The sequence below is a fragment of the Bradyrhizobium sp. ma5 genome, assembly GCF_042258955.1.
Classification (GTDB): domain Bacteria; phylum Pseudomonadota; class Alphaproteobacteria; order Rhizobiales; family Xanthobacteraceae; genus Bradyrhizobium.
This window is the reverse complement of the sequence record NZ_CP170156.1, coordinates 1,363,319-1,378,549: the sequence shown is the minus strand read 5'-3', so window position 1 is coordinate 1,378,549 and position 15,231 is coordinate 1,363,319. Positions and strand designations below refer to the sequence as shown.

Here is a 15,231-nt window from a genome sequence, read left to right as displayed (position 1 = left end):
GTCGTGTCGTTATGCGATGAGGCAACCTTTCATCAAATTGCATTCTCGCTTCTCTCTTCGGGGTCGTGGGGCGAATGGGGTTCCCTTCACCTCGTTTGACATTGATCGCGGCAGCCTTGGTCTGCGCGACTCCTTGCCGCATGCATGCGCGCCTTTGCGGAAGTCGACACTCCAATCGATTAGCAAGTCACGTCGATTTGATACTGCGCACGAGATGCACAGGAACCACTTCCGGAGGTTGCATTTGGTTAGATGCGAGAAAAAAGGGGAACTTGCAGTCCTGGCATTCAGTCAGGCCAAGGCGCCCAAACGTGACAAGCAACCCAAATCCAGGGAGCAAGCCATGACGAGTCTAAGAGTTCTTGGCGCGGCTGTGATAGCGGCATCCGCAGTTTCGACCCCCGCATCGGCGCAAGCGGTCTTCTCCAACCCGGCCGCCTGTGCATCTCAATTTGCCAGTGCCAACTGCCTCAATAGAGGAGCCGGCAGCCCGTACGACAGCACGAGGGGCTATTATCATCGGCGAACCGCCTATCGCGAACCCGTAGGACCAGTGGGAGCCGCCGCCGGCGTGGCCGGCGCTGCTGTCGGAACAGCCGCAGCGATCGCGACCGCTCCCTTCAGCGGCTGGCGCAATTCCTACGCCGCATATGGCTCCTACGATCAACCCGGTGCCTACGGCGACTACTATGCGTGGAACGGCGACTGGAACACCTACGCGTCGCACAATGGCATCGTCTGCAGGCCTGGTACCATTTTCAAGGGGGCCGACGGACTCCCACATCTCTGCCAATAGACAAACTGCCAGCACGCTAATCTTCGCAGGCGGTCGCAAGGACCGCCTGCTCGTTGTCCTGTTCCAGTTCGCTCCTCGCGGCTGGGACGCTCTGGGGGCATGGAGGGACGAACGTCACTCGGCGGCACCGTACCGATCGGCACATCCGGCCCTGCTGTTCCGCGAGCATCCTCGCTATGAGACTCCGCTCTATGTTTCTTCTCTATGTTTCGTCGATGCTTTGGACCAGCTTCGCGGAACCGCAGGAGATCGCCAGAGCGCGAAGAGAATCTCGCCGATCTTCTGGCGGCTGGGCTCCTTCGGAGCGTCGGTATCGCTGGGGGCGTGGGCCGCGAGGCGATGGCAGCTGTTGCTGCCGACCCTGACCGAGGCTGACTTCCAGGCGTGGCGGGACCAGCGCCGCTGAACAGCGCGCAAGCAGGCGATGTGGGAGCGCGGCGAAAAACTGCCTTCTCAAAACCACTGCAGTTGACGATCTCTGAAACCCCGCCGCAACGCGCTTGGCAGGCAGTCACGATCGCTGTATCGGCGACCCCGCCGCCGGAAGATCAGCGCGATCTCGTTCGACGCGTCGTTCGTAGTGGGCCGCCAGCTGCAACAGCCGCAGCTTGATGAGGGGATCGGCCTGTTCAGCTAGCGCACGAACAGTCCGCGCTCTTTCCTTGCAAAACTCGTCGTCCATAGCGTCCCGCCAAAATCACCGCGGGATACTGCCGGTCAAACTGTCGGGCTGACTGTGACGTAGATTACATTGCTGTCGCGCTTTCCCCGCAATTCACCGCGTCGTGATGGTCGGCTCGGTAACGAATGCAACGCCAATCCATGCGCCTTTTCGCCAAACGACGTTGCACGCGCAGGTCTTGCTAGGCGGAACGATAAGCGTGAATTGGTCAGGAAGGGGCGACGGCGGATCATCCACTTTCAGCGCCGCGCCGTTCTCTGTGATGTTGCCAACAACACAAGACAGTGACAGATCACCAACCCTGATCAACGCATTGTCCAGCGATGGATTACGCACAGACTTTCGTCTGTCAGGAAGACCTATCATCTCCGAACCCATCAATAACTAATGCAAATTAGACCTATGCTGCGCGAGAAGGATTGCGTTTCTGCTAACGATCGTAGTGCTGGGCTAAAGCTGGCGAGGCGGCTTCACGCCGTCTGGCGATTTGATCGGCCTTTGCCGCGACGACGCCGCGTTCGTTGACGACGGTTTCGAGGAGGGTCAGACAGCTTCGGCGCATCTGTCGCCTCCGGCGCGGCGGCTTCGGTGGCTGGCAGATCGTCCACTGACCGAAGTGGCGACCTTCGAACTGCGACGGCGGTTTCGAGCGCGGCGAGGAATAGCCGCCCCTGCTCCGTGATCTCCCAACCCGCGTCATCGCGCACCACGAACTTGGCCAAGAAGATGTTCAGGTCCGGCGCATGCTCCGCCAACCGCTTCATGCGATCGGTCCAGTCCTTGCCGCTATTCATCAGGATCGCAACAGCCTGCCGCAGGTCGGCAACGGAGGCTCGCCCGGCGGACTGGCCGGCCAGCACTTTCAAGACGGTCAGTTGGAAGGACACTTCCACGTCTCCAGTCTAGCCGGCCGTGGAGTATGCGTGAGATTGGTTAACCGCCGGTCAAGCCCGGTCAGGTTGTCGAGGCAAAAACTGCAGCGGGAGCGGACCGGACCCCTGTGTGATCTAAAGCAACGCTGCCAATGACCGCTACAACCCCTCACCGCAACTGCTCTCGCTCTTTGACCGGGTCAGTTGAGTGGTGAAAGCGTCGAAGGCAGCACCTTGTTGCCCTGCGGCGCGCGTCAGCTTCCGCGTTCGCAACGTGACCAATACCCTCTACGCGGCATGGTCCGATCCGGGTTATCCGGACCAAGTCTACCTCGGCGCACCGCGAACCTTCGAACTGGCTGCCTCGGCGAGGTGGTGAGTTCGGCAACCCACGTCGTCCTTGGGCTTACTTGCGGATCGACGGCTTCGTTGCCGCATTCTCAGGCAATGCTGGCGAGATCGCGGAGGAGACCCATGTGCTCCGGCCGATCGGCCGGTTCTCCGTCACGAGATCATTGTACCCTTGAGGTTCAAGTAGCGTTGGTAGCCTCCGAACAGGTTCGGGAACAGAAATCTAACTTGCGGGTCGATGCCGACCGTCATTCCTCTGAGGCCTCCGAGGACCGCGCCTGCACCAGGCCGCGAGCATGTCGGGGTCTTCCTAATAGGTGCCGGCCAGCTGTCCGCAGGTCAGCGCCTGCACATCGACAAAACGGCTGGCGTCCGCGTAAGGCCGATAGCGGCGTCCGCGCATTCGCCGGTGACAGCATGAGAGCGCCGGCTACGAGTGCGGAGCCGCGCTCGTTTTAAGTCTTCATCATTTTATCCTCAGGCTTGAATTAGCTTGCAGATGCGCGGACGGCACGAAGTGCCGCCCGCCTCGCGTCGTGACGGGCGCGACAAAATCGGCAATCGCCGTCTTCGCCGCATCGTCGTTCCGGCCTCTGCGCTTTACTGCGGCTTCATGCGCTCGAGCTCGTTGAGTCGCTTCAAGGCGGCCTGTTGCCGGAGGAGGCCGTAATTGATGCCGGCCGCGTTGAGCGAGCTGCCTTCCTGGTAGGGGAACTGGTCGAAATCGGCGAAGAATTCCTTGACCTTTCCCTGCACGGGCACGATCAGCCACATGTTCTGGGCGAGGAATTTCATCGCCTCGCCGCCCTCCTCCAGTCCGCGCTCGTAAGGGTCCATGCGCAGGTTGGTGATCAGGGACCATGCCGTCACCTCACGTGTGCCGGTTGCGATGTTTCCCTTCGATGAGGCAAAGCTCAGCTTCCAGTCGTTCCACCGGATGGCATTGAGATTGCCGCCCTGGTCGAAGTAGTAGATCGCATCGCGCGGCGGAGTGGTCGTCTCTCCCTTGAACAGCGGCATGAAGTTGTAGCCGTCGAGATGAACCTTGAAGGTCTTGCCGTTGGCGCCTGCGAAACCGGTCTTCATCTTCTCCTTGATGTCCGGGATTCCGGCGGCGGCGCAGAGCGTCGGGAACCAGTCGATCAGCGAGATGATCTCGTTGTATTGCGTGCCCGGCTTCACGACGCCCGGCCAGCGCACCATCATCGGGATGCGCATGCCGCCTTCCCACGTCGTTCCCTTTTCGCCGTGGAACGGCGTCATGGCACCATCGGGCCACAACGCGATTTCCGCACCGTTGTCCGTCGTGTAGACGACGATGGTATTATCGGCGATGCCGAGATCGTCAAGCTGCTTGAGCAGTTCGCCGACCATGCCATCGTGCTCGACCATGCCATCGGCGTGGATGCCTTTGCCGGTCTTGCCGAGCGACGCCGGCTTCAGATGGGTGAAGACGTGCATGCGGGTCGAGTTGAACCAGCAGAAGAACGGCCGATCCGCCTTCGCCTGGCGGCCGATGAAGTCCTTGGCGGCTCCCAGAAACTCCTCGTCAACGGTCGGCATGCGCGCGGTGTTCAGCGGACCGGTGTCTTCGATCTTGCCGTCCGCCGTTGCCTTGATGACGCCGCGCGGGCCATATTGCTTCCGGAAGTTCGGATCCTTCGGATAGAAGTAGCCCTCCGGCTCCTCTTCGGCGTTGAGATGGTAGAGGTTGCCGAAGAATTCGTCGAAGCCGTGCTTGGTCGGCAGATGCTCGTCACGATCGCCGAGATGGTTCTTGCCGAACTGACCGGTGGCATAGCCCTGCGTCTTCAGCGCATCGGCAATCGTCGGCATCCAGTCCTGGATGCCGTGGGGATCGCCCGGCATGCCGATCGTGAGCAATCCGGTGCGGAACGGCTCCTCGCCGAGAATGAAGGAGGCGCGGCCGGCCGTGCAGCTTTGCTGGCCGTAGGCATCCGTGAAGATGGCCCCCTCACTCGCAATGCGGTCAATATTGGGCGTGCGATATCCCATCATGCCCATGGTGTAGGCGCTGATCTGCGGGATGCCGATGTCATCGCCGAAGATGACGAGGATATTCGGCTTGCGACCACCGGACGGGGCCGCGGCTGGCGCTGCAGCCGGAGCGGCTTTCTGGGCCTGTGCGGCCGCCTGCGACGTCAGCGTCGCCGCCGCCACGAGCGATGATGCGCCGAGCAACAGGGCTCGACGACCTATGTCTGAGTTCTCACTGCGTGTCGGATCGACGACGCCGTTGTTCAGCTTCTTCGTCTCAATGCTCATTCGTCACTCCTTGCTACTGGTTTCTGACGACTACGGCTCTTGCGTTCTGCTTGGTCAGTCTCGGTCTTGCTCACTCATCTGGCAGGTTTTCTTCCTGCATAGGCCGAAGCGGTCGCAGCCCCGGCCGGGTTCAGATTCATGGGTGAATACGCATTCTCGCCGCGCCTCCCGCGCCGTCGCAGATTGCGGCGCACCGCAGCCACGTGATGCAGGAATTGACGGGACGACCAGGGCTGCGGGTCGTGCTGCCTTGCGAACAGCGCGGTCTCGATCGCGCCGATCTCGCGATCCAGAGCAGGATCGCGTGCCATGGCCTTGAAGGCGGCAATGCTGCCCGCGGGCGCCGGCGTTTCGAGATGCGGCAACCAGTCCAGCAGTGCGAAATACGTGCTGCGCGCGTCGTGACGGCGGGCCCCCCGGCGCAGCCTGTGAAAGAAGAAGGCCTCGGACCGACGATAGGCTTCCCGCCGCCGGCGAACAGAATCCGCGATGGTTCGGGCGACGCCGGGCGCAAGCCAACCGAAAGCGGCGACGCCGGCGGCACCGAGCAGCAGAAGCCGCCAGTGATCGACCACGAGGTCGACGAGGCCATCCCAGCTCCAACGCGGCCCCGGTCGGCCGGCAGGTGTCCTGCTCCCGGCCACCGGATTGGCGGCGACCTCGAAGCGGACCGCATCGAGGTGAATCCGCTCGACCTTGCCGCTGCCGACGTTCCACCAGCCGAACTCGATTGCGGGCAGCGAATAGTCGCCGGCACTCTCCAGCATATATGTCGCGGAATCGACGCGGGTCGAGGTCATGACGTCGGAGCGCCCGTCCACCCTGTCGTCGAGCGTCGGCTGCGCCGGATAAAGTCTCAAGCCCTGGACGGCGGCGAACGTCTGCGGAGGCAGCAGCATCGCAGGCGCGCCTTCGGCTTTGATGGTCACCGTGCGTGTGACGGCATCGCCCGCCTTGAGCTGATCCGATGAACGCTTGATCGCCTGCTCGACGGTCAGCTTGGTTGCCGACAGGAACGGCTGAAGCGCAGCCGCCACATCCGGGATGAAAGCCTCGAAGGACATGCGCGGCAGCGCGACCTCCACTTCCCGCGTGGCCGGCGGCTCCGCAGCGTATCTGATCCTGACCTTCTGGTCCGCGATCGCGTACGATCCTGGCTCCTGCGGGTAGACGGCGAATTCGAAGCGCACGCCGGCATAGGAGACGCCGTTCCGCTGTTCGCTGGTATTGACGCTTTGCAATTGCCGCGTCACCGCGTTGCGTATCTGGAAGCCGGGAAGCTCCGGGGGGGCGGTCATGTAGTTCGGCGCCAGCACATCGACGCGCAACGTGGTCGCCTGTCCGACCACGACCCGCGGCGGGTCGACCGTCACCTGCACGATCGGCTCCGTCGTGGCTTGCTGCGCCAGGGTCGCAACGGGCGCGAGCAGATCGAGTATCAAGGCCCCGATGGCGAGCAAATGCCTCATGGCTTCGCCCCCGCCGGCTGCGTGGTGTCCTGGATCGCAAATTTCAACTTGAGGAAATCGGCCGGCGTGGTCTGGACCTGACGCATCCAGGCTTCGGCCGCGCCGGCGGTGGTCAGATCCTGCGGGCTCACCTGGATTTTCTTGCCGCCCTTCTGATTGGGATCGACCCGCGTCTCGTCGGCCTTCAGGTCCGGCGGCGCGCTGTCATCCTGCTCCTGCTTCCTTCGCTTCGCTTCCTTCGCCTCCAGCGCCGCCACCACGATGGCGCGGTTGGTCTTCGCGGCGACATCCCCGGGCGCGACCTTCAGGACCTCGTCGTAAGCGGCGATCGCCTTCTCATAAGCGTGGTTCTGCGCCTGGGCGTTGCCCAGCGCGAAGCGCCCCGGGAGCGTGTCGACGCGCGCGAATTCCTCGGCGGCGGCAAGGAAGTCGAAGGCACGATAGGCGGCGATGCCGCGCCACATCGGGTCGGAGAAGCGCTTGGCCGCGGTCGCGTAGTCGCCGCGGTCGAAGGCGATGCGTCCCTGCTGGTCCGGTGTCAGCCAGACATCGGCAAAGCTGCGCGGCTCCTCCGCCCTCGCCGACGTTACATGCGACAGGCAGACGAACGCGACCACCCAAGCTACCGTCGTGCCACGCCGGAACCAGAGCAGGCTCAGCAACGCAATCGGCAGAAGCAGCCAAAAGCCTTCGTCGCGCCATTGCGTGCCGAACGCATCGCCCTGAGCGGCCTGATAGCGCGTCTCGATCCGGCGCTCGAGCGCCGCGATGTCGGAGTCGTCGATGCTGACCTGGACGACATCCGAACGCAGTGCGAGCCCTCCGCCCGCGCGCTCCGGCGCGACGCTCAACTTCACCAGGTTATTCCGTCCGGCGGCCTGACGGACCGCGCCCTCCTCCTCTGCGGGGTCGCCGGCCACGACGAGGATCGTCCCGGGCACTGCCTCGGTCGCCAGCGCCTCCGCCGCAGGCCTCACGGCCGCCGCCGTGTTGTTGCCGGCCGACGGCATCAGGCCCGGAGCAAGTACCGCCAGGAAGGGTTCGATCACCGCGCGATCGTCGGTCAGCGGCATTACCAGATGTGCCGTGCCAGCATAAGCGATCAGTCCAGTTCGCGCGCCGGCGCGTGCGGCGAGCAAATCCCGAATCTTCTGCTTGGCGCGCTCGAGCCGCGTCGGCGCGACGTCGGTCTCGCCCATCGAGGCATCGAGCGACAGCGCGATCATCAGCGGCGCCTTGTCTTCGACGAAGGGGGGCAACTCGCGCCGCCAGGTCGGCCCCGACAACGCAATGATGCCCAGCGACATCGCCGCAGCGACCAGATAGAGCGGACTGACGCCGCGTCCCGCACCCGGCTGCACGATGAGATGGTTGAGCAGATGCGGCGCGATCACCCCGCCCCATTGCGCTTGCGGACTCGACCGCCAACGCACCCACGCGAACACGGAAGCCACCGGAATCAGCGCGAGCAGCCACAACGGCCGCAGCAGGTGAAACGGGATGGCGGCGGCATCATGCATGACCGGGCATCCGCCTCCAGCCCAACCCGCCTTCCAGCGACAGGCCGAGCCACAGCAGCAGCGACAGCATCACGGCGGCGCCGAGCGGCCACTGGAACAGCGGCAGCTTTGGCCGCCATGACAGCGAATCGAGCTTCGCCGGAGCGAGACGGTCGATGTCCGCGTAGATCGCCTGCAACTGCGCACCGTCCTCGGCGCGGAAGAAGTGGCCGCCCGTCGTCGCGGCGACCGACCGCAGGACACCGAGATCGACGCGGTTCTCGCCGCTCGCGGCGGGGTCGCCGACGCCGATCGTATGGATGACGACATCGTTCTGACGCGCGATGTCGGCAGCGTGCTCCGGCGGAACGCGGCTCGCGGTATCATTGCCATCGGTGAGCAGGACCAGAAGCTTTTCCCGTGCCTTGCTGGCCTCGAATGTCTTGATCGCAAGCCCGATGGTGTCACCGATCGCGGTCTGCTGGCCGGCCATGCCGACCTCGGTCTGCGCCAGCAGCGTGGTCGCGGTTTGCAGATCCTGCGTGAACGGGACCTGCAGGTAGGGCCTGGTGCCGAACAGCATCAGCGCAACGCGGTCACCGTGCCGGCGCGCGATGAAATCCGTGACTACGCGCTTGACACCGTCGAGCCGTGTCAGCGTCGCGCCATCGGCGCCGCGGAAATCGCGCTGGTCCATCGAGCCGGATATATCGATCGCAAGCATCAGATCTCGCGCGGACACCTCGCGGGTGACGGGGTCGCCGACCCATTGCGGACGCGCCAGCGCCAACACGACGAGCGCCCAGATCAACGCGGCTGTGACCATCTGGATGCGCCGCCGCTGCAGCACGACCGCGCCGCGCTGCGGCGTCTGCCCCGTGGCAGCCGCGAGGCGGTCAAAGAACGGCACCATAACGGAGGCCTGTCGTGCCCGATACGGCGGCAGCAGCCACCACGCCAGAATCGGCAGCGGCAGGATCACAAGCATCCAGGGCCATGCGAGCTCAAACATGATGCCCCCTGATCCAGCGCCGCACGAGATCCTGCAACGATCGCAACTCGTCGGCATCAGCCGTCGTCCGCCCATAGGATGCGTTTGCGAGCAACCGGCCCGCGCCTTCAGAGAATTCATGACCGCCGTAGCTGCGGTCGAGGAAGGCAAGCCATGGCGCGCCCACTAGCGGCGCGATGGTTTCGCGCGGAAAGGCATCCAGCGCGGTTCGCCGGACCAGCAGCGCAAGACTCGCCGCCATTCCGTCCTGCACAGCGCTGGGCATTTGCTGCAACCGGTCAAGCTCCGCGAGCGCTGCACGCCGGTAACGGTTGGCGCGGAAGCGATGTAGCAGGCGCCACGCCGCGACGACGATGCCCGCGGCAACCAGCAGGATCGCGATCCTTGAAGCCCACGTCGCTGGAAGCAGGCTCACGGGCTGTGGCAGCGGGATATCGATCAGGCCCGCCACGGGATCGGCGATGATGGATTGGGTCTCAGCCAAGGGCGGCCTCCGTCGTCGCGCGACCACTACCGCGCCCGTGCCGTGCCGGTAATCCGCCGAGCAGACGCCTGACCTGCGGCACCGTTTCCTCGGCCGCGCTGAGCGGCAGCACCGGGATGCCGAGCTCGTGCGTCCATGCGAAAACGCCCTGCAGCCGCTCCTGCGACGCCTGCGCGATGCTCCTACGGACATGCTCGCGGCCGACCTCGAGCTGGATTTGCAGCTCACCGTCGGTCACGGTCATCCGGCTCGAGGCCGGCAGGTCGCTTTGCAGGGGATCGTGGATCAGCACCGCAACCACGTTGTTATGCCGCGCGAGCGCCCCGATCGTGCGACGCGTCGCGGTGTCGGCGCCGTCGAAATCGCTGATGATGATCACCGTGGCGTCGTGCATGGTGCGCCGCACGGCATGCTCGAGCGCCCGGTTGAGCATGGGGGACGCCGTGGCGATGCCGCGGCCGACCCCGAGCGCCTGATTCTGCGTGACGATGGTGGACAGTATCTGCAACACCGTCGCGCGACTGCGCCGCGCCGCCAGTTCGACGACATCGCTGTCATTGAACACGATCGCACCGATGCGGTCGCCGACGCCGAGCACGCGCCAGGCGCCGATCGCGGCGGCCTCGGCCGCGGTCACCGATTTCATGGCGTGCCGGCTGCCGAAGAACATCGACAGCCGCTGATCGACCACCAGCAGGGCCTGACGGTCGCGCTCCTCGTTGAAGATCCGCACGTGCGGCTTCTGCAGCCGCGCGGTAACCTTCCAGTCGATCCCGCGGACGTCGTCGCCGGGGCGATAATCCCTGATCTCCTCGAAGTTCAGCCCACGGCCGCGCATGCGCGAGGCAAACCGGCCCGACAACAGACTGTGCACCGGCTGACGCGGCAGGAACGAGACCCTGCGGTCCCTGTATTCGAGCGCGATCAGACTGTCGAGATTGACATAGACACCTGGCATGTTGGTCGATGTCTCGGTCATCGCCGACCTCACGCAGCAGCGACAAGTTCGGTGATCTTGTCGATCACCTGATCGGGGCTGACGCCCTGCGATATGGCCTCATAACTCAGGATCAGCCGATGCCGCAGGCAGTCGTGCACGACGGCACGCACGTGGTCAGGTGTGACGAAGTCCTGCTCGTCGAGCCACGCCCGCGCCCGGGCGCAGCGGTCGATGGCAAGGCTGCCGCGCGGGCTGGCGCCGATCTGGATCCACTTGCCCAGGGGGTCGCCGTAGCGGGTGGGAAACCGCGTCGCGTAGATCAGGTCGACGATGTATTTCTGCGCGAGGTCGGAGACGAAAATGCCGTCGATCTCGCCGCGCGCGTCGAGGATCGCCTGCTGCGGCACGGCCGGCGGTTCGCCGGCTGCGGCTCCGGGTTTGCGCGCATTTTCGGACCGATTGAGCTTGATGATCTCGCCTTCCGTCGCCTCGTCGGGATAGGTGATCACGACATGCATCAGGAAGCGGTCGAGCTGCGCTTCCGGCAGCGGATAGGTGCCCTCTTGCTCGATCGGGTTCTCGGTCGCGAGCACCATGAACAGATCGGGCATCTTGTAGGTCTTGCCCGCGACCGTGACCTGGCGCTCCTCCATCGCTTCGAGCAGCGCCGACTGCACCTTGGCCGGCGCGCGGTTGATCTCGTCCGCCAGCACAAGGTTGGCGAAGATCGGTCCCTTCTGAAACTGGAACTGACCGCCCTTCTCGGTCTGCAGGTAGATTTCTGCACCGGTCACGTCGGACGGCAACAGGTCCGGCGTGAACTGCACGCGGGACAGGTCCGCGGCGAGATTCTTCGCCAGCATCTTTACCGCGCGCGTCTTGGCAAGCCCCGGCAGACTTTCGATCAGGAGATTGCCGTTGGCGAGCAGCCCGATCAGCATGCTCTCGACCAGGTGTTCCTGCCCGAGCACCGATTTTCCGATGCGCGCCTTGAGGTCGAGTACGGCGTCGCGGGCCGCCGATTTCTTTTGGCTGCCTTGCTCCGCCACGGCCTTCAACTCACTCAATCGAGAATCCGACATGTTACCTGAACCTGAAAATGGTCCGGCCGCCGAGGCGCGGCGGCCGGATCCGCACGTTGCTCGCGCTATTTTGCACCCGGTTGCTTGTCCAGCGTCTTCATCAGCGCATCGACCATCTGGTCGATGCTGAAGCTCGCCGAACGCTGGCTCGGCGGATACTCCTTGAACGTCTGAAGGAACGGAGCGACCCGCCAGACGCCGTACTGAATGAGGTACGCGTTCTTGGCCAACCAGTCGTAGTATTGGTCGGAGACCACATCGGCGCGTTCGAAGGGGTCCATGCGCAGGTTGAACACCTTCGGTGCGCGCAGGCAGGTGAACGGATTCGCCCAGACGACGAATCCGCCGGGCTCACGCTGCTCGCAGAACACGATCTTCCAGTCGTTATAGCGGTACGCGACGACCTGGCCGTCGTCGTTGAAGTAGTAGAAGTCGTTACGCGCGGACTTCGGCTGTTGGCCGGTCAGATATGGCAGCTGGTTATAGCCGTCGAGGTGCACCTTGAACGACTTGCCGCCGATATCGCTGCCCTTCAGTAGCTTGTCCTTGACATCGGACTCGCCCGCCGCAGCGAGCAACGTCGGGAACCAATCCAGGCCCGACATCATTTCGTTGGACACCTCGCCGGCCTTGACGTGGCCAGGCCAACGGACCATCGCCGGCACCCGGAATGCGCCTTCCCAGTTGGTATCCTTTTCGCTGCGGAATGGCGTCGTGGCCGCGTCCGGCCAGGACCACTGGTTCGGACCGTTGTCGGTCGTGTAGACGACAATGGTGTTGTTGGCGATCCCGAGTTCGTCCAGTGCCTTCAGGAGCTTTCCAACATCGCCGTCGTGCTCGATCATGCCGTCGGCATATTCGTTGCCCGGCATGCCGCTCTGCCCTTGCATGGATGCGCGGACGTGTGTGAACGCATGCATGCGCGTGGTGTTCATCCAAGTGAAGAACGGCTTGTTCGCCTTCGCCTGACGTTGCATGAAATCGATGGCTGCAGCCGTGGTCTCATCGTCGACGGTCTCCATCCGCTTCCGGTTCAGCGGGCCCGTATCTTCGATCTTTCCGTCGGCGGACGCTTTCAAAACGCCGCGCGGTGTGTTGCTTTTTGTGAACGCTGCGTCGTTCTTTGGATAATACGGCCGCTCCGGCTCTTCCTCGGCATTGAGGTGATAGAGATTGCCGAAGAACTCGTCGAAGCCGTGCTTGGTCGGCAAATATTCGTCGCGGTCGCCGAGATGGTTCTTGCCGAACTGACCGGTTGCGTAACCGAGCGGCTTCAGCGCCTGTGCGATCGTGATGTCGCGATCCTGCAGGCCGACAGTCGCGCCGGGGATGCCGACCTTGCAGAGGCCGGTGCGCAGGCAAGCCTGCCCGGTGATGAAGGTGGACCGGCCGGCCGTGCAGCTGTTCTCGGCGTAGTAGTCCGTGAACATCATCCCTTCATTGGCGATGCGATCGATATTCGGCGTCTTGTACCCCACCACGCCGCGCGTATAGGCGCTGATGTTGGACTGGCCGATGTCGTCGCCGAAGATCACCAGGATGTTCGGCTTCGCCGCATTCGGCTGCTGCGCGAGCGCGGGCGACCTGGCCAATGGCGACAGGCTTGTCGCGACCAACGCTGCCGCGAACAAGCTGCGAAGTAACGAACCGCGACTGTTATCGTTGAGCTTGGCCGCCCCACTGTTCTTCAATTTGGCTTCATCGTCACTCATTCGTCGCTCCCTACTCCTTACAAAGGCTCTTGCGCTGGGAAAGGCTCTTGCGCCGGCTGAGACCTCCAGGGCCGCACCACGCACCTGAACCCGACATGGCTGGTCGAGGTATCGACCGGCTCGGCATGACGCGCGGCGGGGCGATAACGGCGGCAGTAATTCGGCGCGCAGAGGTGCGAGCCGCCCTTCAGGACCTTGCGCGGAATCCTGATCGCGGGCTGGCAGGAATCGTAACTCGCGTCCTCGCGGCCGCCGCGCGGGTTTTGCGGGATGCAGCAGGGTTTTGCCGCGTCGGCCTCGTGGCGGGCCGACCACCAGTCGGCGGTCCACTCCCAGACATTGCCGATCATGTCGTGGACGCCGTAACCGTTCGGCGGGAATGCGGTCACCGGCGAGGTTCGGTCAAACCCGTCCTCGCAGAGATTCTGCAGCGGGAAATTGCCCTGCCAGATGTTGGCCATGTGCTTGCCGCCGGGCGTCAGCGCATTGCCCCAGGCATATTCCTCGGCGTCGAGGCCGCCACGTGCCGCGAACTCCCACTCGGCTTCGGTCGCAAGCTCCTTGCCGGCCCATTTGGCGTAGGCGAGCGCATCGGCATAGGCGACGTGGACGACCGGATGGCCGCCGAGCACGTTGATGTTGCTGCGCGGGCCGTAGGGGCGGCGCCAGTTCGCGCCCTTCATCAGGGTCCACCATTGGCTCCAGTCGCGCAAGGTGGTGACCCGGCGCGGCGGGTGAAACACCAGCGAGCCGGCGTAAAGCATATGCGGTAGCGCACCCGGATATTGCGCGGGATCGGGCGGCCGCTCGGCGACCGTGATGTGCCCGGTCTCCCGCACGAACTCGCGGAACTGCGCGTTGGTCACCGGCGTGCGGTCGATCCAGAAGCCATCCACCGACGCTCGATGCGCCGGCGCCTCCTCGGGATAATGCTGGTCCGAGCCCATGCGGAACGTGCCGCCGGGAACCCAGACCATGTCGTCAGTCTGGACGCAGTGGTCACACTCTCGTTCAGTGGAGGCAATCTCTACCCGGGACATGGCGATGCACCTCCTTGCGCATTACCGTGAGCAGTAGTCCCAGAAGCCCTGTGTTCGCGACGGGTCGGTGTAGTACCAGCACATGCCGGGCGCCGGCGCGGCGCCGGCCCAGGCGGCTGCTGTCGCTGCCGTCACCATGCCGATTGCTGCTCCGGCCGCAATAGCTCCGCCCCTCGGCCATCCATACCAGCCGGGCCTGGCCCATCCGCCGCCGCCTCTCGCGACGGTCCTGCCGCCAACGGCCACGTTCCCGCGTGGGCCTACCACGGCGGTACGGCCGCGATACGCCCCGCCTCGCGGCCCGACCACGGCGCCGCCGCGATGAACGACGGCGCCGCCCCTGGGGCCGACATGGGCTCGTCCTCCACGCGCCATCGCACGGACATGAACAATATCTTCGTGCTGTGCATCGGCTTGCGTGGCGACTGGCGCAGGACTGATCGGCGCAGCGATGCTGGTGACCGGCAACGTAAGAATCGAAACCAAAGCGACAAGTTGACTGCCGCGACGCGCAACGCCAGTGAGAGATTTCATTCGCTTTCCTCCTTGGGTCTATTTGACGATTGGCTTGAAGAACCGGCACAGGACCTCGCCGTGTGCCGGGCGCCGGCAAATTCCAAACCTGTCCTCCTCGGTAGGAGGGGCGCAGCTGGCCGGTTTCCTTGATGATGTTGGTGGGCGCGATCAGGGTCACGGTGTCTGCGGAGGTCGTGGTGCCGAGACCCGCACCCCCCTGCCCCTTCGAATCAGGATTCAACAGGTTGCCATGCATGTAGGAGCTGCCGCGCCGGCTCATCGCGGTGCCGGCCATGACGTTCTCCGCCACCGCGGCTTCCAGAAACCCGTGCTGCGCATAGATCTTGACCTTGCTGGCCTTGACGTCCTCCTCGCTCGTGACGCCGCGGACGCCGCCGTAGTGATCGACATGGCTGTGGGTGGTCGCGTTGTTGCAATCGTTGTTGTCGCTGAAAGGGAGCTGGCTGAGCAAAGCCGAGTTTGCCTGTTT

At 64.2% G+C, this 15,231-nt stretch carries 12 protein-coding genes; 1 reads left to right on the top strand and 11 read right to left on the bottom strand.

What is annotated here, in order from left to right:
* Nucleotides 1-1,571: 1,571 nt before the first annotated feature.
* The 11 genes from ACE103_RS06365 to ACE103_RS06315 form a co-directional block, all read right to left on the bottom strand.
* Entirely contained in the window at nt 1,572-1,844 is a 273-nt protein-coding gene (locus ACE103_RS06365; protein WP_375781023.1) for a PilZ domain-containing protein, read from the bottom strand.
* A gap of 104 nt (nt 1,845-1,948) precedes the next feature.
* On the bottom strand, nt 1,949-2,365 hold the full coding sequence (locus ACE103_RS06360) for a hypothetical protein (RefSeq protein WP_375778743.1): 417 nt from the start codon (nt 2,363-2,365) through the stop codon (nt 1,949-1,951).
* 936 nt (nt 2,366-3,301) lie between these two features.
* The gene (locus ACE103_RS06355; protein WP_375778742.1) at nt 3,302-4,987 is read right to left on the bottom strand and encodes an arylsulfatase; all 1,686 of its coding nucleotides are present in this window, start codon (nt 4,985-4,987) and stop codon (nt 3,302-3,304) included.
* Between the two features lie 74 nt (nt 4,988-5,061).
* The gene (locus tag ACE103_RS06350; RefSeq protein WP_375778741.1) at nt 5,062-6,456 is read right to left on the bottom strand and encodes a BatD family protein; all 1,395 of its coding nucleotides are present in this window, start codon (nt 6,454-6,456) and stop codon (nt 5,062-5,064) included.
* On the bottom strand, nt 6,453-7,976 hold the full coding sequence (locus tag ACE103_RS06345; RefSeq protein ID WP_375778740.1) for a VWA domain-containing protein: 1,524 nt from the start codon (nt 7,974-7,976) through the stop codon (nt 6,453-6,455). The genes ACE103_RS06350 and ACE103_RS06345 overlap by 4 nt, the downstream gene beginning before the upstream one ends.
* Nucleotides 7,969-8,967 (bottom strand): VWA domain-containing protein, encoded by a 999-nt coding sequence (locus tag ACE103_RS06340; protein ID WP_375778739.1) that lies wholly within the window; start codon nt 8,965-8,967, stop codon nt 7,969-7,971. The genes ACE103_RS06345 and ACE103_RS06340 overlap by 8 nt, the downstream gene beginning before the upstream one ends.
* Complete coding sequence (locus ACE103_RS06335) at nt 8,960-9,418, bottom strand: DUF4381 domain-containing protein (RefSeq protein WP_375778738.1); 459 nt, start codon at nt 9,416-9,418, stop codon at nt 8,960-8,962. The genes ACE103_RS06340 and ACE103_RS06335 overlap by 8 nt, the downstream gene beginning before the upstream one ends.
* A 25-nt stretch (nt 9,419-9,443) precedes the next feature.
* A complete protein-coding gene (locus ACE103_RS06330; RefSeq protein ID WP_375778737.1) occupies nt 9,444-10,430 on the bottom strand; it encodes a DUF58 domain-containing protein in 987 nt (328 codons plus the stop codon).
* 8 nt (nt 10,431-10,438) lie between these two features.
* A complete protein-coding gene (locus tag ACE103_RS06325; protein ID WP_375781022.1) occupies nt 10,439-11,449 on the bottom strand; it encodes an AAA family ATPase in 1,011 nt (336 codons plus the stop codon).
* Between the two features lie 89 nt (nt 11,450-11,538).
* Nucleotides 11,539-13,185 carry an arylsulfatase gene (locus ACE103_RS06320; protein WP_375778736.1) on the bottom strand — a complete coding sequence of 549 codons (1,647 nt, stop codon included), beginning with the start codon at nt 13,183-13,185 and terminating at the stop codon, nt 11,539-11,541.
* 17 nt (nt 13,186-13,202) lie between these two features.
* Nucleotides 13,203-14,162: a formylglycine-generating enzyme family protein gene (locus tag ACE103_RS06315; RefSeq protein WP_375778735.1), complete on the bottom strand. Its 960-nt coding sequence runs from the start codon at nt 14,160-14,162 to the stop codon at nt 13,203-13,205.
* Nucleotides 14,163-14,546: 384 nt separating this feature from the next.
* Between ACE103_RS06315 and ACE103_RS06310 the strand changes: the two genes are divergently transcribed.
* A complete protein-coding gene (locus ACE103_RS06310) occupies nt 14,547-14,891 on the top strand; it encodes a hypothetical protein (RefSeq protein ID WP_375778734.1) in 345 nt (114 codons plus the stop codon).
* Nucleotides 14,892-15,231 lie beyond the last annotated feature (340 nt).

What these genes read in the sequence shown, in the direction of transcription:
- ACE103_RS06365 (WP_375781023.1), bottom strand. Translation starts at nt 1,844, where the DNA reads ATGATAGGTCTTCCTGACAGACGAAAGTCTGTGCGTAATCCATCGCTG.
- ACE103_RS06355 (WP_375778742.1), bottom strand. Translation starts at nt 4,987, where the DNA reads ATGAGCATTGAGACGAAGAAGCTGAACAACGGCGTCGTCGATCCGACA.
- ACE103_RS06350 (WP_375778741.1), bottom strand. Translation starts at nt 6,456, where the DNA reads ATGAGGCATTTGCTCGCCATCGGGGCCTTGATACTCGATCTGCTCGCG.
- ACE103_RS06345 (WP_375778740.1), bottom strand. Translation starts at nt 7,976, where the DNA reads ATGCATGATGCCGCCGCCATCCCGTTTCACCTGCTGCGGCCGTTGTGG.
- ACE103_RS06340 (WP_375778739.1), bottom strand. Translation starts at nt 8,967, where the DNA reads ATGTTTGAGCTCGCATGGCCCTGGATGCTTGTGATCCTGCCGCTGCCG.
- ACE103_RS06330 (WP_375778737.1), bottom strand. Translation starts at nt 10,430, where the DNA reads ATGACCGAGACATCGACCAACATGCCAGGTGTCTATGTCAATCTCGAC.
- ACE103_RS06320 (WP_375778736.1), bottom strand. Translation starts at nt 13,185, where the DNA reads ATGAGTGACGATGAAGCCAAATTGAAGAACAGTGGGGCGGCCAAGCTC.
- ACE103_RS06315 (WP_375778735.1), bottom strand. Translation starts at nt 14,162, where the DNA reads ATGGTCTGGGTTCCCGGCGGCACGTTCCGCATGGGCTCGGACCAGCAT.
- ACE103_RS06310 (WP_375778734.1), top strand. Translation starts at nt 14,547, where the DNA reads ATGAACGACGGCGCCGCCCCTGGGGCCGACATGGGCTCGTCCTCCACG.